Origin of the sequence: Paractinoplanes maris (assembly GCF_023544465.1) — a bacterium.
Taxonomy (GTDB): Bacteria; Actinomycetota; Actinomycetes; order Mycobacteriales; family Micromonosporaceae; genus Actinoplanes; species Actinoplanes maris.
In genome coordinates this window covers 354,394-371,773 of record NZ_JALPVL010000003.1, presented here as the reverse complement: position 1 = coordinate 371,773, position 17,380 = coordinate 354,394, and the positions used below count along the sequence as shown (strand labels likewise).

Genomic DNA, 17,380 nt, shown 5'->3' with positions numbered 1-17,380 from the left:
GGGCCCCATTCTTGTCCGGGGACAAAATGATCGCGTGATCGCGGGGGAGTAGCCCAGCGGATGAGCGCGGTGCTCTCTAAGGTGAGCGGCATGCCTGCCAAGCTCAACCCCGACAAGGCGCGGTCCGCGTTACGGACCTCGGCCTTACTCTCGGCGCAGACGCTGCTCGTCCTGCTCATGGCGTACGTCGTGTTGTGGCTGATGGGCCGGGCCTGGTCGATCATCTGGCCGATCGTGGTGGCGCTGCTGCTGACCACGCTGACCTGGCCGATCGCCCGGTTCCTGCGCTATCGCTGGCACTGGAAGCCCGCGCTGGCCGCCGGGGTGGTCACCGTGTTGTTCCTGGCCGTGATGGCGGGCATCATCGTCGTGATCGCGGTGCCGGTGGCGTCGCAGTCCGGCGAGCTGGCCGACAAGGTGGTCGACGGCATCCAGAGCGCGCGCGAGTGGGCGTCCGGCCCGCCGCTGAACTTCGGTGACGACGACCTCACCGGCGCCTTCGACTCGGCCGTGGACCGCATCCAGGCCAGCGCCGGCAACATCGTCAACTACACCCTGACCGGCGTCAACACGGTGGTCAACGGCTTGATCACCACGGTGCTGGCGCTGTTCCTGATGTTCTTCTTCCTCAAGGACGGCCCGCGTTTCCTGCCGTGGCTGTCGCGCCAGCTGCCCGGCCGGCTCGCCGAGGACGTCCCGGCCGTGGCCGCGCGGGGCTGGGACACGCTGGGCGCCTTCGTCCGGTCGCAGGCGTTCGTCGGCCTGCTCGACGCGGTCTTCATCGGCCTGGGCCTGTGGATCGTCGGCGTGCCGCTGGTGCTGCCGCTGGCCGTGCTCACCTTCATCACGGCCTTCATCCCGATCGTCGGCGCGCTCTTCGCCGGATTTGTGGCCGTGCTGATCGCGCTCGTGTCGGAGGGCTGGGTCGACGCGCTGATCGTGCTCGGCATCATCATTCTGGTACAGCAACTGGAGGGCAACGTCTTCCAGCCCATGGTGCAGAGCCGCGGCCTGGGTCTGCACGCGGCGGTCGTGCTGCTCGCGGTGACCCTCGGCGGCGGCCTGGCCGGCATCATCGGCAGCCTGCTGGCCGTGCCGGTGGCCGCGCTGATCTCGGTGGTCTACGTCTATGTCCGCGAGCAACTCAGCGACGACCCGCCCGAGCCCGAGCCGGACGTGCCACCGGAGCCGGGTCCGGGCGAGGAGCCGGCCACCACGGTCTGAGCAATGAGGAAGGGGTGCGCCCCTTCCTCTTTTTCGTACCCCGATGTTAACGTTCACCACGAAGGGAGCGCAATGAAGATCATCAATAGCTGTCTGGCCGCCCTCCTCGCACTGGCGACCGTTCTCACCGTCCCGGCCCCGGCTCTCGGGGCCACCACGCTGGTCTACGCCACGTTCAAGGGCGACGCCCAGGCCGACGAGGAACTGTGGCTTTACCAGTCGACCAACGGCGGCACGAGCTACAGCGTGCTGGCCGACACCAACTTCCACGGCCCGACCGGTGTCCTGCGTGACCCGAGCATCCTGAAGTACAACGGGCGCTACTACATCGCGTACACCGTGCAGTCCTGGACGACCAACTCGACGTACTTCAACGTCGCGAGCAGCACGAATCTGACCACCTGGACGAACGTGGCCAGCGTGCCGTCGGGCATCGCCAACACCCGCTTCACCTGGGCGCCGGAGTTCTACGTCGAGGGCAACACCGTCCGCATCATCGCCAGTGTGGCCGCGACGACCTGCGCCGACTGCTTCCGGCCGTACGTCTACACGGCTCAGAACTCGGCACTGAGCTCCTGGAGCGGGCCGGCCCGGATGTGGGGCCTCGGCACCAATCACATCGACACCTCGGTGGTGAAGTCCGGCAGCACCTGGCACGCGTTCACCAAGGACGAGACGGGCAAATACATCGAGCACTGGACGACCACGGCCAACCTCACCGAGGGCTGGGTCAACCGGGGACGGCTGTGGAGTTCCGGGTACGAGGGTCCGTCGCTCGTCCGCCTGGACAACGGCGGCTGGCGCATCTACGTCGACCGGTACAGCACCGGCGGCGGCATTTACACCGCGACCAGCAGCGACCTGAACACGTGGACCGGGCTGACCTCGGTCGCCTGCCCCGGGTGCCGGCACGGGACGGCGATCGCGCGATGAGACGCCGGACGATCCTGGGCGCCGCCGTCCTCGGTGCCTTCGTGCGGCCGGCCCCCGCCTTGGCCGCGACCTACACCGGCTACGCCATGGCCTACTTCACCGAGTCGCCGACGATGGCCGCGGCCAGCTATAACCTGCACCTGGCGGTCAGCTCCGACGGGCTCAACTGGACACCGCTCAACCAGAACAACCCGGTGGCCGACCCGGCCCTGGGCAGCGGCGGCCTGCGCGATCCCTTCATCCTGCGCAAGCAGGACGGCACGTTCGCCGTGCTGGCGACCGACCTCAACGGCACCGACTGGGCGTACCAGAGTCAGTATCTGCACGTCTGGGACTCGGCCGACCTCCGGACGTTCCGCAACTACCGCCTCCTCAAGGTGCACAACCTGGCCACCCACGCGTGGGCGCCCGAAGCGGTGTGGGATCCGGGCCGCGGGCAGTACGCGGTCGTCTACTCGGCCGTGGTCGGCGGGCACAACGTCCTGATGGTCAGCTACACCGCCGATTTTGTCACCGCCACGAGCGGGCAGGTGTTCTTCGACCCCGGTTACGACGCGATCGACGGCACCTTCGCGACGGTCGGCGGGGTGAATTACATGTACTACAAGAACAACACCAACAGCACGCTGCTGGGCACCCGGTCGAGCTCGTTCAACCCGGGCAGCTTCAGCGTCCACACCGGCGCGATCACACCCGGCCGGGGCGTCGAGGCGCCGCAGATCGTCAAGTCCAACACGGCGAACACCTGGCACATGTGGGGTGACACCTGGAGCCCCAACGGCCGGTTCTTCTGCTGGCAGTCGACCAGCATTCCGGGAGGCTCCTGGAGCCTGCTGAACGACCGCTCGTACACGCAGCCGCTCAACTCCAAACACCTGGGCATCACGCCGATCACGGCGGCCGAGCTCTCCGGGCTGACCTCCCATTTCGGTACGCCGTCGTGGCGCCGCCTCAAGTCGTACAACTTCCCGGACCGCTACGTGCGGCACGCGAACAACGTGGCCCGCATCGACGTGTACCCCTTCGACCCGTACCAGGATCAGCTCTGGACTTTGGTCCCGGGGCTGGCCGACCCGGCCGGCGTCTCGTTCCGGTCGGTCAACTTCCCGTCGATGTATCTGCGGCACGCCGGCTACGCCCTGGTGCTGGCGGCCGGCGACGGCACGGCCACGTTCCGCGCGGACGCGACCTTCACCCAGGTGGCCGGGCTGGCCGACGCCTCCTGGGCGTCGTTCCGGTCGTACAACTTCCCCGACCGCTATCTGCGCCACGCGAACAACGTGCTGCGGATCGATCCCATCGCGTCGGCCACCGACAGGCAGGACGCCACCTTCCGGGTCGGCTACTGAGAACTGAGACCAATCTCGTCAGATCCAGCCGTTCGATCTGGCGCGGTGCGCCGCCTCGATCCGGTTGCGGGTGCCGGTCTTGCCGATCGCGGCGGACAGATAGTTGCGGACCGTGCTCTCCGACAGATGCAGGCGCCCGGCGATGTCCGCGACCGTGGCGCCGTCCACTGCGGCGTGCAGGACGTCCCGCTCGCGGTCGCTGAGCGGGTTGGGCCCGGCTGACAGGGCCGCCGCCGCCAGCGCCGGGTCGATGACCCGTTCGCCCGTCAGGACCCGGCGGACGGCTGCGGCCAGCTCCTCGACCGGGCCGTCCTTGACCAGGAAGCCGGTCGCGCCGGCTTCCATGGCCCGGCGCAGGTAGCCGGGCCGGCCGAAGGTGGTGAGGATCAGCACCCGGCAATCGGGCAGTTCGTCGCGCAGCGCCGCCGCGGTGTCGAGGCCGCTGCCGTCGGGCATCTCTATGTCGAGCAGGGCCACGTCGGGGCGCACGCGCAGGGCGGCGTCGAGGGCCTCGGCGGTCGTGCCGGTCTCGGCGACCACTTCGATGTCGGGTTCGAGGTTGAGCAGGAGGGCGAGGGCGCTGCGCATCATGCCCTGGTCCTCGGCGAGCAGCAGCCGGATCATCCGGTCACCGCGGCCGTCCGGTCGGCGGGGATGCGGGCGGTGAGTTGCAGACCGCCGCCCGGTGCGGCGCCGAGCTGCAGTGTGCCGCCGGTCTGTTCGAGGCGCTCGGTGAGCCCGCGCAGGCCGGTGCCCGGCCGGGGCTCGCCGCCGACGCCGTTGTCGCTGATGATCAGTTCGGATCGGCTCGTGTCCGTGCTGACCGTGATGGCGCAGCGGGTGGCCTGGCTGTGGCGCAGGAGGTTCGTCACTGCTTCGCGGAGCACCCAGCGGAAGGTGTCGTCGGCCTGGGCGCCGAGGGGGTGTCCGTTCTCGGTCACGGTGACGTCGATGCCGACGTCGGCCAGGACGGTACGGGCGTTGGTGAGCTCGCGGCTGAAGTCGTGACCGCGGTATCCGGTGACGGCTTCGCGGACCTCGGTGAGGGCGGTGCGGCCGATGCCTTCGATGTCGGCGGCCTCGGCGGCGGCGCGCTGGGGGTCGATCACCGTGAGCCGGCGGACGACTTCGGCTTTCACCACGATCAGCGACAAAGTGTGGCCGAGCAGGTCGTGCAGGTCCTGGGCGAAGCGGAGGCGTTCGCGTTCCACGACTGTCCGGGCGAGCTCGCGCTGGGTGCGACGCAGTTCCTCGACCAGCCTGACGAAGTGCAGGAACGCGATGGCCGAGGCGCCGGCCAGTGCGGTGATCAGCGCGGTGGGGAGGATGTCGCCGGCGGGCAGCCGGTGGGCGGCGCCGATCAGCAGTACGGCGGCGACGCTGCCGCCGGCCCAGGCGAACGCCCGGGCTGGTCGGGTGAGCCCGATCGCGCCGGCCGAGCACACGTACAACAGCGTGGTCAGCCAGCCGTCCGACTCCGCGGCGTACGCGGTGGCCAAGCCGATGCCGAGCAGGGCGAGCAGAACCAGCCCGGCGTGGTGCAACGCCGGCCGGACGGGCACTGCCGCCACGGGTACAGCGACGAGCGTGAGGTAGAGCAGCACAAAGACGATCAGTCCGCTCGCGGCGGGTAGCGCCGGGTGCACTCGGCCGTCCGCGACCGCGGCGGCCGCCGGCAGCAGGAGCCACAGCCATGCGGTGTGGGCGGCCACGAGGAAGAGTCCGCGCCGCCGCCCCCTGCGGTTGACGGGCTCGGGAAGGGAACCGGACACGATCGCCACCGTATCGGCTCTCAGCGGCGTGCGGTGGAGCGCCGGTAGCTCCAGGCCGCGACCGCGGCGAACAGCACGGTCCAGGCCGCGAGGACGGCCAGCCCGGCCGGGGCCGGCAGGTGTCCGGCGGCGGAGCGCCAGCCGAGTTCGGCGTACCGGTAGGTCGGCAGCGCGTGGGCCAGGTGCTGCAGGGCTTCCGGGAAGTAGGTGGCGGGTGCGAGCAGGCCGCCGAGCACCGACAGGGCCAGGAAGGTCAGGAAGTTGACCGGGACGGCGATCTGCGGGGACAGGCCGTAGCCGATGGCCAGCCCGAGCAGCGCGAACGGCACGGTGCCGAGCCACATCAGCAGGAGCAGGGCGAGCCATCGGCCGGCGCTGAGCTCGACGTGGTGCTGGATCGACGCGGCGATGCCTACCGTGATCACCGGTGGGACGGCGGTGATCGAGCCGATCAGGGCCTTCACGGCGACGACCTGCCCGGATGGCAGTGGGGTGACGCGCAACTGGTGCAACCAGCCGGCGGCGCGCTCCTGGGAGACCGCCGACCCGACCATGAGCACGCCGGCCACGGCGCCGTACCCGGCCAGGCCGATCATGACGGCGACCGGCGCGGCCAGGCCTTCGAGGCGGTCGCCCGCGGACCAGCCCGAGAAGATCAGATAGGTGGCGACCGGTCCGATGACGGAGAAGAACATCACCCGGGGGTCGCGGACCAGCCGGCGCAGTTCGAATGTCAGGTAGGCGCGCATCAGTGCTCCGTTTCGGCGGCCTTGGTCGCCGGCATCTCGGTGGTCAGGGCGAGGAAGGCCGCATCCAAACTGTCCGAGGTGCTGACACCGGCCCGGGCCCGGATCTCCGCGGGCGGGCCGTCGGCGACGATGCGGCCGGCGGTGAGCACCACGACGCGGTCGGCGACATCGTCGGCCTCGTGCAGCTGGTGGGTGCTGAACAACACCGTGTGACCGTCGGCGGCGTAGGTGCGGATGGCGGCCCAGAACTGCCGGCGGGCGGCGACATCCATGCCCGTGGTGGGTTCGTCGAGCACGAGCAGGTCCGGGTCACCGGCGAGGGCGAACGCGAACCGGGCGCGTTGCGATTCGCCGCCGGAGAGCCGGTCCACGCGCCGGCTCGCCAGGCCTTCGAGGCCGGCTGTGGCGAGGATCGACCCGGTGCCGAGCGGATGCGGATACAGCGCGCGAGCCAGTTCGACCACGTCACGAACGGTGGCACCGGGCACGAAACCGGCGTCCTGCAACATCGCGGCGACCCGGCCGGCTCGGACGGCGTCGCTGACCGGCCCCCCGAACAGGGTCACGGTGCCCGTGTCGGCTGGGACCAGACCCAGCATCATCGCGATGGTGGTGGTCTTACCGGCGCCATTGGGGCCGAGCAGGGCCACAACAGTGCCGGCCTCGACCGTGAGGTCGAGATCGTCGACAGCGCGGACGGCGCCGAAGCGCCGGGTGACTCCGGACAGGTGTACCGCAACGGCATTCATACCGTCCACGCTAGAAAAGCAGGGACGAGGGGAGCAGAGCCACGGATACCCGGTCCGCGGTGACAAATGTCCTGGCCTCCGCGCCGCACTCAATACTGGCGGGGCGAGGCAATCGCGACCAGGGCGGCGACGACCTCGTCGAGGGGGCGCGTGGCATCCAGCTCGTGGGTGCAGCCGGCCCGGAGCAGGGGCTCGACGTGGGTCAGGTCGTCCAGGATCATCGCTCGTTCCACCGCGGTCTTGCCGTAGTCGTTGGTCGTCCGGCGGGCGACCCGGTCCAGGATCACCTCGGCCGGGGCGCTGAGCAGCACGACCGCGTCGAAACGGGGGTAGAACCTCGACTGGTTGCGCACACACCCCTGGACGAAGAGGGAGCGGCCGTCGTCGGCGTCGAGCAGCTCGGTGATCCGGTCCTCGGCCCAGAGCCACTCACCGCGGTGCAGCTCGTCGGACGAGCCGGCGTCTTCGTGATACTCGCGCCAGCCCGGATCGTCGGTGTCGACGACGCGGTATCCGCGCCGGGCGAGCTCGGCCAGGGCCGACGACTTACCCGTGCCGGACATGCCGGTCAGCAGAATCCTCGACATCGCGACGACGCTACCGGCCGGGCGGCAGGGCCGGTGGCGACCACGACGGGTCGGGGTGGAAATCGGTGTGGGTGCCGTCGAACGGCCAGGCGCCGGCCTTGGCCAGGTCGATGAGGCGCTCGCCCTCGGCGCGGATCGCGGCCGCGGTGGGGGCGTCGAAGTAGTCCGGGGTGCCGACGCGGGCGGCGAACTCGTCCTCGTCCTTCCACTCGCAGGTGCGGTCGGGGCTCACCACGACGTCCAGGACGAGGTCGGTGGTGTCGACGCCGGTGGGGTGGCGGGTGGACGGGGTCTCCAGGTTCACGTACCAGCCGCCGAAACCGCCGGCGCCGAGGAACCACCAGATCGAGTGGGCGGCGCCGGGTGGCATGAGCACCAGGATGTCCCAGGTGCGCCACGGCCGGCGTACGAGAAGGGGCTGACGCATCTCGTGCAGCGCCTTGTCGTGCAGGGTGCTGCCGTCGGTGTCGGTCAGCTGGGCCACCTCGGTGCCGGCCGGCATCCACAGCAGCAGACCGGCCTCGTCGTCGGCGATCACCCGCATCGGCTTGGCGAAGGTCGTCCGGCCCGCTCGGACGTATCGGCGTACGACGATCTGACCGGGAGTGAAAGGCATGGGCGCGACTCTAGCGAGCCGGCGGGCGGTCGCTCTCCTCGTGCGGCGACCGCCCGTGGTGTGCCCGGTTCCGATCAGGAGGCGGCGCAGGTCACGGCGGGGACGGCGTTGGTGCCGGTCCAGGAGCCGAGGAAGCCGAACTGCGCGCTGGCGCCGGCACCGAGGCTGCCGTTGTAGCTGACGTTCTTCGCCGTGACGGCCGGGCCGCTGCCGGTAACGGTGGCGTTCCACGCCTGCGACACCGACTGGCCGTTGGCGTAGGTCCAGGTCACCGTCCAGCCCTTGATGGCGGCGGCACCGGCCGTCACCTTGACGTCGGCCTGGAAGCCGCCGCCCCATTGACCGGTGACCGCGTACGTGGCCGTGCAACCACCGGCCGGCGGCGGCGTCGTTGTTGTCGGCGGGGGAGTCGGCGTCGGGCTGGTCGGCGCGGGGGTCGTCGGGCCGCTGCCGAAGATGGTGGCCTGCTTGGCGGTGGCCTTGAGGCCGTTCGGGCCGTTGACGATGCGCTGACCCCAGGTGGTGAGCTGGGTGGCGTCGAAGTTGGTGGTCATGTCGAGGATCGGGTCGGTGTTGCCCGACCACGACCAGGCCAGGTAGCCCAGGTCGCGCTTGACCGCCTCGGACAGGATCGTCGCGTCGTCCACCTCACCCGAGGCGAACTGCCAGCCGAACTCGCCGATGACCAGCGGCCAGCCCTTGCTCGCGAACGTGTCCAGGTAGTTGGTGATCGAGCTCGCCGTGTTGAACACCGCGTACATGTGGATCGACAAGACGGTGTTCTTGCGGGTGTCGGCGTCCAGGATCGTCTGGCCGTTGTCCCGCATGACGTACATCCAGTCCTGACCCCAGTTGGGCGCGTCGACCATCAGCAGGTGCTCGAAGCCGTTGCTGCGCATCTTCTGGATCGCGGCCACCGTCGCGGCCGTCCACTGACCGGGGTTGGTGTTGCCGATCGGCTCGTTGCCGATGTTGATGACGACGTAGTCCTCCTGGCCGGCCAGCACGCTCTTGAGACCGATCCAGTAGTTCGCGGCCTGGTCGAGGGTGTAGGCCGCGCTGTCCTCGCCGTAACCGGTGGTGTCGTGGTTCTCCAGGACGCAGATGAGCTTGTTCTGCTTGCACAGCGCGATCACGTTCGACACGTCGCTCGCGGTGTTCGCCGTCCAGCGGCCGCCGCTGAGCACGACGCGGACGGTGTTGGCGCCGGCCGCCTTGATGTCGGCGAACGAGCCGGTCCGGTTGGCGTACCAGGCGTGCGGGTGGTTGACGCCGCGCATCACGAACGGCGAGCCGTCGGCCTCGACGATGGTGCGCCCGGCGACGTGCAGGCCGGTGGCGGCGTAGGCCGGGCCGGTGAAGAACAGCACGGAGGCGGCGGCGGCGAGCAGGGCGGTGGCGAGGACGCTGAGTTTCCTCTTCATTTCCTACCTCTGGAGTGGGGGCATGACATCACGTCAGCGTGCCCACTCACGCCGTTCACCGCGGTTGCCGCCGGCCCGGGGGTGGGGGCGTCGCCGGTTAACCGCAGTGACCACACCGTAATGCCCGTCATCGATGTCTACAACCTTTTCCCGTACGTCTGGGAACCTCTGAGGGTGCTGCCGCGTGTATCGGACATGGTGGTTCCGACTACAGCCCCCCGATCCGCCCCGGCCGACCCGGGTGTGGACGGGTTCGAGGCGTTCTACCGCGTGCACGTCGACCGGGTTTATCGCGCACTCGCGGTGACGCTGCGGCGCGACGACCTGGCTCACGAGGCGGTCGACGAGGCGATGGCCCGCGCCTATGCGAAATGGGACGTGGTGGGCACGCTCGACAACCCGGCCGGCTGGGTCTTCCGGGTCGGGCTCAACTGGGCGACGTCCTGGTGGCGCAAGCTGCGGCGGGAGAGCCCACCGGTCACCGAGGCCGACCATCCGGCGGTCGCCGACACCAGCCCGGCCGGTGCGCTGCTCGCGCTCGCCGCGCTCCCTCTTCCCCAGCGCGCCGTCGTCACGTGCCGCATCCTGCTCGACCTTTCCACCGCCGAGACGGCCGAGGCCCTCGGGCTGAGCGAGGGGACGGTCAAGAGCCGCCTCTCCCGCGGCCTGACCGCCCTCCGCGCCCAGCTGAGCTCCGAGGAGTGACCATGGACGAGATCCCACGCGACATCGAGGTGGCCGTCCGCGCCGCCGGTGAGCAGTCCAAGGGCTATGCGGGCGAGCTGTCCACGGTCTACCGGCGGGCCCGGCGCCGTCGCACCCGTCGCCGCGCCACCGCCGTGGCGACCGCGTTCACCGTGCTGGCGGGCCTGGTCGGCGGTGGCCTGATCGTGCGGCAGCGCACCGACGCGACACCGCACTACGAGCCGGCCTCCACCGCGCCGGCCCAGCGGCTGCTGCTCTCCGTTCCCGCCCGCACCTTCGTGGTGACCCGGGCCGACTCGACGCCGGTCGAGCTGGGTGGCGACCTCGACGTCGGCGAGCTGTCCGTCGCCGACGACCTGGTGGTTCATCCCGTCGTCGGCGCCGGTGTCTACGACAAGACGATCGGCCTGCCCGACGGCCGGCTGGTGTCGGTGGGCCCGCGCGACCGGCGGCCCGCATCCGCCCTCGACATGCTGCTCACCGTCGACACGCCGGGCGGCCGGCCACAGCAGCGCGCCATCACCCGGGAGGAAGAGCCGGTCAGCCTGGTCGCGGCCGACAGCACCACGGCCTTCCTGTGGCGGCCCTACGGGCTGTACGCGCACGACCTGGCCGGCGGTCTCGAACGGCTGGTCATCGCGTCCGACATGCTCGACCTGCCCAACGGGGACCCGGCCGCTGCCCTCGACGCGGCCGACGTGGCGGGCGACCGGCTCCTCATCGCCGCCAAGAGCCGGTCATGCCGGCCGCTGCTGACGAGCATCGCGCCGCCGCAGGGCATCCGGTTCCTGCCGCTGACGTCGATCGGCTGCAAGCGGGTGACCGGCCTGAGGATGTCCCCGTCGACCGGCCGGGTCGCGGTCAGCTACGAGACATCGGCCGGGACGGTCAATGTCGCCGTGCTCAGCACCGAGGACGGCATGCTGCTGGCCGATCGCCAGATCGTCCGGAAGACCGGCGTGACGGTCGACCTGGCCTGGACCGACGAGCGCACAGTCCGAGGGGTTGCCGCTCCCGGCCCCGGCGACGACCTCTACGAACTGAAGCAGTTCACCATCCCGACCTGAGCCGGTTGGGTTCTGTCCCGCGGATCATGTCGTCGGGGACGGCGCGTAGCCAGTCGAGGATCCCGACGAGGTCGAGGGTGGCTTGGTAGTTCACGCCGAGCTAGTGATAGCCGGCGCCAGTGTTCGCGCCGTGGCAAGGGATCGGCCGCGTCCGTCGGCAAGGGTGAGATCTTCGCAGTCAACCCGCCGCGGGCGCAGCCGATGCCTTCGCTTGTACCGCGAGACGCACGGCCCCGCTTCGCTCAATCCCGCATGTAGTTCTTCGGGATGGAGCAGAACTTCGCGGGATTGTAATAGTTGTGGCAGATCGTCACCTTGATGCGGTCGATGCCGCCCACCAGATTCGGGTCGCCGATCGTGAAGTCGTACTTCACCCAGTCGCCGAGCTCGCTTTCATCGTTCGCCGTCCGCGTCTCGGTCGCGATCTTGGTGGGGCCCGCGTAGGCCTCGAACGCCAAAGTCGTGTTCGTATTCGCCCGGTGGTCGGTCATGACGCCGTTGACGTATGCCGTGCGGTTGTACCAATAGATGTCGCCGAAGGCCGCGCCGTTCGCATACCCGATCGGGCTGTCGACGCTGAAGTAGTCGGATGCCCAGGCGGCCTGGGCGGGCGCCGGACCCGTGGCGACGACGGCTGTCGCCGCCGCCAAGGTCGCGGCGGGCCGGACGCCTGCCGCCACCTTAACCAGGTCGGACGCGGCTTCAACCGGTGCGGACACGGGTTACGCGCCGTCCCGGATGGACATGATTCGCGGGCCAGAATTCAGCTGTCGGCCGGTTTCGTGGTGACGGTGTAGACGGCGCGGTCGAAGTCGGCGTAGGAGCCCTCGCGGCCGAGGTCCTGCGCCCACAGGCCGACGAAGGCTCCGGTGAAGCCCCAGGCGGCGGGCTCGCCGTTGACGACCTGGGCGGCGTACTCGTCGGAGAGGGTGGTCGCGTCGAAGGCGGGCCCGGCGTTGTGCCACTCCGGCTGGGACGGGGCGCCTGAGAAGTCGTACGAGAAGGAGAGGGACGGACCCTCGAAGCGCAACCGAAGGCGGACCGGGCCGGCGGCCGGGACGGGGGTGCGGACACCGGGCACGACAGTGACCTGGCCGGTGTCGCAGGCCAGCAGGTCGAGCACCGGCGTGCCGTCGTCGTCGGCGGTCACGTGCAGGAAATACCAGTTGCGGGTGTTGTAGTAGGCGGTGATACCGGCCAGCTGGCGATAGTTACGGGGCTGGAAATCCATCACCGCCTCGAACTCGCAGTCCGGCGCGACGACCCGGCGGGCGACGAGGCTCGGCCGGTGGCGGCCCATCGGTGACATGCCGCCATGGAGGCGCAGGTGCGAGGGGCGTTCGGTCAGCGAGACCCAGTCCGGCGTGGCCGGGCGGCGCAGCGTCGACCAGTTGACGCCCAGCACCGGCCCGTCGAAGTCGTCGTCCTCGAACCGTTCCGACGACCGGGGCGGCTCGACCGGGATGCCGACGCCGACCGGCGCGGGCACGATGTCGGCGGGCCGGCCGTCGGCGATCCGGGGCCAGCCCTGATCGGTCCAGGTGACCTCCTGGATCGCCGACTCGCGGCCGAGCACGCACCGGCCCAGCTCCGAATACGGGCGGCCGACCAGGTGGGCCAGATACCACTGGCCGGCCGGGGTCTCGACCAGGCTGCCGTGGCCGGCTTTCTGCAGGGTGAGCGAGGGGTGGCCGGCCGCGGTGAGCAGCGGGCCGGCCGGGTCGGCCAGGTACGGGCCGAGCAGGTGGCTCGAGCGGGCGACGGTCACCTGGTGGTCGTAGCTGGTGCCGCCCTCGGCCGTGACCAGGTAATACCAGCCGTCCTTGCGGTAGAGGTTGGGAGCCTCGGTCACGGCGGCCGACGTGCCCTTGAAGATCAGGTGCTCGGGGCCGGTCAGCCGGCGCGCCTCGCGGTCGTACTGCTGGATCGAGATGCCGGCGAAGCGGTTCCGGCCCGGACGCCAGTCGGCCACCATCGACAGCATCCAGGTGGTGCCGTCCTCGTCGTGGAAGAGCGACGCGTCGAACCCGCGGCCGTGCAACACCACCGGTTCCGACCAGGGGCCGGTCGGGGTGGGGCCCGAGACGAGGAAGTTCTGCGGATCCCAGTAGCCGCCGGTGAACGTCGCGACGTCGGAGTAGAGCAGATAGAACTCGCCGTGGGCGTACGTGAGGTTGGGTGCCCAGACACCGTTCGAGTCGCCGGTGCCGGTCAGGTCGAGCAGCCGCTTGTCGTTGAGCGCGCCGCCGAGCGGCGTCCAGTCGGCCAGGTTGACGGAGTGGTGGATCCGCACCCCCGGATACCACTCGAAGGTCGAGGTCGCGATGTAGTAGTCGCTGCCCACGCGCAGAATCGACGGGTCGGGATGGAAGCCGGCCAGCACCGGATTGGTGATGTCGCGGCGCGCGGTGGTGGCGCTGCTGAGCGTGCCCGCTTCGGCACTCGTCATCGTGGCCCCCTGCCGTTCGATCCTCGTAAGTTCCGGACTCTACCGCAAGTTTTCCGCTTCATCGGCTCACCGTCTTTTCGAGTACGTGGCCACGGCTCCCTGAGTTATAGCGTCGGCTCGTCGTCGGCGTCGCGGAAATCGCTGATCCACCGCGCCGTGGCCCGCAAGCCGCCGAACGTGTAGAAGTGCAGCTTGACCTGGCCGTGCCGGTCCGGGTGGTAGTCGGTGGCGAGCGCGCGCAGGAAGTCGTCCGGCCCCGCGGTGGCCAGCAGGTCGGCGCCGTACCGCTGGGCCAGGCCGGCGCTGGTGGCGACCCCGAGCCGAGCGGCATAGCGGACCAGCCGCCGCAAGCCGGCCGGCCCGGGGACGCCGACGCGGATCGGGGCGTCGATGCCGCGCTCGCGAACCGTGGCGATCCAGTCGAGCACCGGGTCGGCGTCGAAGCCGAACTGCGTGATCACCTCGGCGGCCAGACCCCGGCTCCGCAGCGCGGCGAGCTTGCCGGTGAGTGTCAACCACAGCACGGGATCCGGGATTCGCGGGTGGCCCTCCGGATAGCCGGCGACACCTACGCGCCGGACTCCGTGCGGTTCGAGCAGGCCCGACTCGATGACCGACAGCGCATCGTCGAACGGTCCGTGCGGGTCCGGGTCGCCCCCGGCCACGAAGACGTTGTCGGCGGCTCCCGCGCGGTGCAAGGCCCCGAGGAAATCGGCGAGCTCGGCCCGCGACGAGAGCCGCCGGGCCGAGATGTGGGGGACCGGCGTGAAGCCCTGCGCCCGGACAGCCGCGGCGGCCCGCAACCGCAGCGACAAATCCTCACTGCCGAGAAACGTGATGTTGACGCGAGTGCCGGCGGCGAGCAGGTCACGGGCAGCGGTCAGCTCGTCCACGTCCTTGCCGGTCATCTCGAGCGAGTAGTCGTCGAGCAAACCGGCCAGCCTCAGCCCCGCGGCGTCCGTCCCCGTCACCCCTCTCGGTCCCCGCTCCGCTGTCCGGCGGTCCGTTGGTCCCCGCGCCGCTGTCCGGCGGTCCGTTGGTCCCCGCGCCGCTGTCCGGAGGGCGCGCCCCGGTTGCGTCAGTGGCGCAGCAGGGTGGCGGCCAGGACTCGGCCTTCGTCGGTCCACGGGGCTGGGCGCATGGTGGTGGGGTCGAGGCGCACGTTGATGCGGCGACCTTCGGCGTAGACGGTTTCGCCGCTGACGTCGGCATCGCCGTTTCCGGTTGCTTCGCTTTCTCCGGTACCCGCGCCGTTCGCTTCTGCTGCGCCGTTTCCGTTTGTTTCAGCGCCGGTCGCGGAGGTCACCTGGAAGCTGTAGTCGGCGCTGGTCGTGCCCATGCGGTCGAGCCAGAAGCGGATGTTGATGTCGCCGGTGCCGCGGATCGGGCGGTGGAAAGTGATCTGGTATTCGCGCACCACGTTGAAGGCGTCGGGTGTCGTCGGGCGCCCGCCGGTGAACGAGACGCCGCGCTCGGCCCACCAGGCCACGATGGCCCGCTCGACCAGCACGGCATAGCGGGCGTTGTGGAGGACGCCCATCGCGTCGAGGTCGTCGAAGTGCACAGGTTGGGGGACAACGGCGCCGTAGGTGTGGACAGCGGTGGTCATGTCTGCTCCGGAAGGATCGTCGGGTCGGTGGCAACAACTCTCAGGTGACTGAGCAGGGCTCGGCGGGCATGCCGGAAGGTGACGTCGGCACCGAGCACGGGGGCCTGCATGACAGCGCACACGCCGAGCGACTCGGTCTCGTATGCCATGCCGCCCGGATCGGTGCCGGTCCGCACCTCGCCCAGAGCGACGGCATCGGTGGCCAGGTTGGTCAGGAACCCCATCCAGTCGCGCAGCTCGACCGACAGCCGCTCCCGCACGGAACCGGGCCGCTCGCTGAACTCGAAGTGCGCATTCGCGAAGAAGCAGCGCCCCGGCAGGGCACCCGACTCGTAGAAGTCGAGCCGCCGGTTGTGCACAGCCCACAGTCGTCGCAGGCCGCGGGGCGCCTCCAGGGCCGGGCTGATGACCCGGTCGGTCCACTGGGCACGCGCATGGGCGATCACGGCCAGTTGCAGCTCTTCCTTGGATCGCCAGTGCGCGAAGAGGCCGGACTTGCTGACCCCGAGCGAGTCGGCGACCTGGCTCAGCGAGAGCCCGTCGAGCCCGGCCGTGGTGGCCAGCTGCAGGGCGCGATCGAGCACGGCGGTGCGGGTGCGCTCGCCCCGGAGCAGCCTGCCGTCCGATGTCATGCCGTCGACCCTACAAAACGACCGACCGTTCGTAAATATATCCGTCGTGTTGACTGGACCACGTGGATCGTCAACGTGTCAGCTCCCTCGCCCATGCACATCACCCCATCGCCGCGCCGGTCGCCGGGGTCAACGTGAACAAGCTGCTGCGCCGCGCGGGCCGGGGGCCGGCCGCCCGCATCCTCGATCTGGGATGTGGACAAGCGGCGTGGGCACTGCAGGCCCTCGCCCACTATCCGGATGGCCAGGCGGACGGGGTGGATCTGAACCCGTACGCCCTGGAGCGCGCGGCCGAAGCGGCGGCCGTGCGCGAACTGGCCGACCGCCTGACGCTGCATGAGCGGGACGCGCGCACCTATGTCCCCGACGGCGACTACGATCTGGTGCTCTGTGTCGGCTCGACGCACATCTTCGGGGGTTTCGCCGAGACACTGGAGCTGGCCGGCCGGCATGTGAACCCGCACGGCGTCCTGATCGTGGGCGAGGGATTCTGGGAGACGACCCCGACACCGCAGGCCCTGGCCGCACTCGATGCCAAGCCGTCACACTTCACCGACCTGCCCGGCCTGATCGACACAGCCGCCGCCGCGGGTTGGCACCCCGTCCATGCCCACGTGAGCGACGCCGCCGAGTGGGACGACTACGAGTGGTCGTGGACGGGCTCCCTGCTCGAGTGGGCCCTGGAGAACCCGGGCCACCCCGACGCCCCCGAAGCTCTGCGCACAGCCCAGGAACACCGGACCCAGTGGCTGCGCGGCTACCGGGGCATCCTCGGCTTCGCCACCCTGGTACTCCGCCGTCAAAGCGGCGCGCCCACCTTCGCCGGCCACCCCGCCACAAGCAGGTAGCCGCCGCACGTCGCATCAGCGGCCACGAGGAGTGCCCCGCCTCGCTGCGGTGGTTCGCGTCGGTCAGCGGCGTGCTTCAGGGGAGTCGATACTCCCAGCCTTCGGGCTGCCACTCGAAGGTGTCAGCCAGCAGGTCGGGCACGGTGCGGCCGTGGACCACGTGCTCCAGGGCCCGGTAGGTCGCGAGGTGGCCGATCAGCATGACCCGGCTGCCGGCCCAGCGGGTGGGCAGATCGGCGAGGGCGCGGGCCACTCGGGCGATGGCCTCGCGGTGGCTTTCGCCTTTCGGGTACGGGCGGTCGCAGAAATCCTGGCGGTCGGCGCTGACGTCGCTGGACGGTGTTCCGTTGCGTTCGCCGAAGTCGCACTCGCGCAGGCGCCAGTCGTAGAGGATCGGGACGCCGCTGCCGCCGAACGCGATCTCCGCTGTCTCCGCGGCGCGACGCAGATCCGAACTGAACACTGCCACGATGCCGTCGTCCCGGCGCCGCCGTCCCATTGCGGCCGCGTTGAGCCGGCCCTGTGCGCTGAGCCGGCCCGGCAGCCACCCGGTGGCGACTCCGCGTTCGTTGTCCTCGCTCAACGCGTGCGTCTCGTAAACAACCTCGATCGACACCGATGCTCCTCATTTCGACGGACCGCCGCACTCCCCATTGATGCATGCTGG

The 17,380-nt window shown here is 70.2% G+C and carries 19 protein-coding genes; 6 read left to right on the top strand and 13 right to left on the bottom strand.

Annotated features, from left to right (window positions below):
- The first annotated feature begins 90 nt into the window (after positions 1 to 90).
- The 3 genes from NAG42_RS10830 (at position 91) to NAG42_RS10820 (ending at position 3,506) form a co-directional block, all read left to right on the top strand.
- The gene (locus NAG42_RS10830) at positions 91 to 1,224 is read left to right on the top strand and encodes an AI-2E family transporter (RefSeq protein WP_250030000.1); all 1,134 of its coding nucleotides are present in this window, start codon (positions 91 to 93) and stop codon (positions 1,222 to 1,224) included.
- A gap of 72 nt (positions 1,225 to 1,296) precedes the next feature.
- Positions 1,297 to 2,157, top strand: a complete 861-nt coding sequence (locus tag NAG42_RS10825; RefSeq protein ID WP_250029998.1) for a family 43 glycosylhydrolase — start codon at positions 1,297 to 1,299, stop codon at positions 2,155 to 2,157.
- Entirely contained in the window at positions 2,154 to 3,506 is a 1,353-nt protein-coding gene (locus tag NAG42_RS10820) for a glycoside hydrolase family 43 protein (protein ID WP_250029996.1), read from the top strand. Before NAG42_RS10825 ends, NAG42_RS10820 begins: the two co-directional genes overlap by 4 nt.
- Positions 3,507 to 3,524: 18 nt before the next feature.
- Here the strand turns inward: NAG42_RS10820 and NAG42_RS10815 are convergent, their stop codons facing one another.
- The 7 genes from NAG42_RS10815 to NAG42_RS10785 all read right to left on the bottom strand — a co-directional run bounded on the left by NAG42_RS10815 (position 3,525) and on the right by NAG42_RS10785 (position 9,403).
- Positions 3,525 to 4,130, bottom strand: a complete 606-nt coding sequence (locus NAG42_RS10815) for a response regulator transcription factor (RefSeq protein WP_250029994.1) — start codon at positions 4,128 to 4,130, stop codon at positions 3,525 to 3,527.
- Positions 4,127 to 5,278, bottom strand: a complete 1,152-nt coding sequence (locus NAG42_RS10810) for a sensor histidine kinase (RefSeq protein WP_250029992.1) — start codon at positions 5,276 to 5,278, stop codon at positions 4,127 to 4,129. Before NAG42_RS10810 ends, NAG42_RS10815 begins: the two co-directional genes overlap by 4 nt.
- Before the next feature lie 20 nt (positions 5,279 to 5,298).
- Positions 5,299 to 6,027 (bottom strand): ABC transporter permease, encoded by a 729-nt coding sequence (locus NAG42_RS10805; RefSeq protein WP_250029990.1) that lies wholly within the window; start codon positions 6,025 to 6,027, stop codon positions 5,299 to 5,301.
- On the bottom strand, positions 6,027 to 6,776 hold the full coding sequence (locus NAG42_RS10800; RefSeq protein WP_250029988.1) for an ABC transporter ATP-binding protein: 750 nt from the start codon (positions 6,774 to 6,776) through the stop codon (positions 6,027 to 6,029). Before NAG42_RS10800 ends, NAG42_RS10805 begins: the two co-directional genes overlap by 1 nt.
- An 89-nt stretch (positions 6,777 to 6,865) precedes the next feature.
- On the bottom strand, positions 6,866 to 7,363 hold the full coding sequence (locus NAG42_RS10795) for an AAA family ATPase (RefSeq protein WP_250029986.1): 498 nt from the start codon (positions 7,361 to 7,363) through the stop codon (positions 6,866 to 6,868).
- Between the two features lie 10 nt (positions 7,364 to 7,373).
- Positions 7,374 to 7,979 carry a ribonuclease FAU-1 family protein gene (locus tag NAG42_RS10790; RefSeq protein ID WP_250029985.1) on the bottom strand — a complete coding sequence of 202 codons (606 nt, stop codon included), beginning with the start codon at positions 7,977 to 7,979 and terminating at the stop codon, positions 7,374 to 7,376.
- A 74-nt stretch (positions 7,980 to 8,053) separates the two neighbouring features.
- On the bottom strand, positions 8,054 to 9,403 hold the full coding sequence (locus NAG42_RS10785; protein WP_250029982.1) for a cellulase family glycosylhydrolase: 1,350 nt from the start codon (positions 9,401 to 9,403) through the stop codon (positions 8,054 to 8,056).
- A gap of 195 nt (positions 9,404 to 9,598) precedes the next feature.
- Here NAG42_RS10785 and NAG42_RS10780 point away from each other — a divergent pair, with 195 nt between their 5' ends.
- Positions 9,599 to 10,108, top strand: a complete 510-nt coding sequence (locus tag NAG42_RS10780) for an RNA polymerase sigma factor (protein WP_250029981.1) — start codon at positions 9,599 to 9,601, stop codon at positions 10,106 to 10,108.
- Positions 10,109 to 10,110: 2 nt separating this feature from the next.
- The gene (locus NAG42_RS10775; protein WP_250029979.1) at positions 10,111 to 11,175 is read left to right on the top strand and encodes a hypothetical protein; all 1,065 of its coding nucleotides are present in this window, start codon (positions 10,111 to 10,113) and stop codon (positions 11,173 to 11,175) included.
- Positions 11,176 to 11,417: 242 nt separating this feature from the next.
- Here NAG42_RS10775 and NAG42_RS10770 read toward each other — a convergent pair whose 3' ends face one another.
- From NAG42_RS10770 to NAG42_RS10750, 5 genes are all read right to left on the bottom strand, one after another.
- Positions 11,418 to 11,855, bottom strand: a complete 438-nt coding sequence (locus NAG42_RS10770) for a hypothetical protein (RefSeq protein ID WP_250029978.1) — start codon at positions 11,853 to 11,855, stop codon at positions 11,418 to 11,420.
- Between the two features lie 83 nt (positions 11,856 to 11,938).
- Positions 11,939 to 13,624, bottom strand: coding sequence for a glycoside hydrolase family 43 protein (locus NAG42_RS10765; RefSeq protein WP_250029975.1), 1,686 nt, complete (start codon positions 13,622 to 13,624; stop codon positions 11,939 to 11,941).
- A gap of 104 nt (positions 13,625 to 13,728) precedes the next feature.
- Positions 13,729 to 14,595, bottom strand: coding sequence for a methylenetetrahydrofolate reductase (locus NAG42_RS10760; protein WP_250029974.1), 867 nt, complete (start codon positions 14,593 to 14,595; stop codon positions 13,729 to 13,731).
- 107 nt (positions 14,596 to 14,702) lie between these two features.
- Positions 14,703 to 15,233 (bottom strand): acyl-CoA thioesterase, encoded by a 531-nt coding sequence (locus NAG42_RS10755; protein ID WP_250029972.1) that lies wholly within the window; start codon positions 15,231 to 15,233, stop codon positions 14,703 to 14,705.
- The gene (locus NAG42_RS10750) at positions 15,230 to 15,865 is read right to left on the bottom strand and encodes a TetR/AcrR family transcriptional regulator (protein ID WP_250029970.1); all 636 of its coding nucleotides are present in this window, start codon (positions 15,863 to 15,865) and stop codon (positions 15,230 to 15,232) included. The genes NAG42_RS10755 and NAG42_RS10750 overlap by 4 nt, the downstream gene beginning before the upstream one ends.
- A 62-nt stretch (positions 15,866 to 15,927) precedes the next feature.
- Between NAG42_RS10750 and NAG42_RS10745 the strand changes: the two genes are divergently transcribed.
- Positions 15,928 to 16,713: an SAM-dependent methyltransferase gene (locus NAG42_RS10745; RefSeq protein WP_250029968.1), complete on the top strand. Its 786-nt coding sequence runs from the start codon at positions 15,928 to 15,930 to the stop codon at positions 16,711 to 16,713.
- Positions 16,714 to 16,789: 76 nt separating this feature from the next.
- On the opposite strand, the gene NAG42_RS10740 is transcribed toward NAG42_RS10745, so the two are convergent.
- The gene (locus NAG42_RS10740; RefSeq protein WP_250029966.1) at positions 16,790 to 17,329 is read right to left on the bottom strand and encodes a histidine phosphatase family protein; all 540 of its coding nucleotides are present in this window, start codon (positions 17,327 to 17,329) and stop codon (positions 16,790 to 16,792) included.
- Positions 17,330 to 17,380 lie beyond the last annotated feature (51 nt).

Excerpts from the sequence above, each read along its gene's own strand:
- NAG42_RS10830 (WP_250030000.1), top strand. The coding sequence starts at position 91 with ATGCCTGCCAAGCTCAACCCCGACAAGGCGCGGTCCGCGTTACGGACC.
- NAG42_RS10825 (WP_250029998.1), top strand. The coding sequence starts at position 1,297 with ATGAAGATCATCAATAGCTGTCTGGCCGCCCTCCTCGCACTGGCGACC.
- NAG42_RS10820 (WP_250029996.1), top strand. The coding sequence starts at position 2,154 with ATGAGACGCCGGACGATCCTGGGCGCCGCCGTCCTCGGTGCCTTCGTG.
- NAG42_RS10815 (WP_250029994.1), bottom strand. The coding sequence starts at position 4,130 with ATGATCCGGCTGCTGCTCGCCGAGGACCAGGGCATGATGCGCAGCGCC.
- NAG42_RS10805 (WP_250029990.1), bottom strand. The coding sequence starts at position 6,027 with ATGCGCGCCTACCTGACATTCGAACTGCGCCGGCTGGTCCGCGACCCC.
- NAG42_RS10800 (WP_250029988.1), bottom strand. The coding sequence starts at position 6,776 with ATGAATGCCGTTGCGGTACACCTGTCCGGAGTCACCCGGCGCTTCGGC.
- NAG42_RS10795 (WP_250029986.1), bottom strand. The coding sequence starts at position 7,363 with ATGTCGAGGATTCTGCTGACCGGCATGTCCGGCACGGGTAAGTCGTCG.
- NAG42_RS10790 (WP_250029985.1), bottom strand. The coding sequence starts at position 7,979 with ATGCCTTTCACTCCCGGTCAGATCGTCGTACGCCGATACGTCCGAGCG.
- NAG42_RS10785 (WP_250029982.1), bottom strand. The coding sequence starts at position 9,403 with ATGAAGAGGAAACTCAGCGTCCTCGCCACCGCCCTGCTCGCCGCCGCC.
- NAG42_RS10780 (WP_250029981.1), top strand. The coding sequence starts at position 9,599 with ATGGTGGTTCCGACTACAGCCCCCCGATCCGCCCCGGCCGACCCGGGT.
- NAG42_RS10775 (WP_250029979.1), top strand. The coding sequence starts at position 10,111 with ATGGACGAGATCCCACGCGACATCGAGGTGGCCGTCCGCGCCGCCGGT.
- NAG42_RS10765 (WP_250029975.1), bottom strand. The coding sequence starts at position 13,624 with ATGACGAGTGCCGAAGCGGGCACGCTCAGCAGCGCCACCACCGCGCGC.
- NAG42_RS10755 (WP_250029972.1), bottom strand. The coding sequence starts at position 15,233 with ATGACCACCGCTGTCCACACCTACGGCGCCGTTGTCCCCCAACCTGTG.
- NAG42_RS10750 (WP_250029970.1), bottom strand. The coding sequence starts at position 15,865 with ATGACATCGGACGGCAGGCTGCTCCGGGGCGAGCGCACCCGCACCGCC.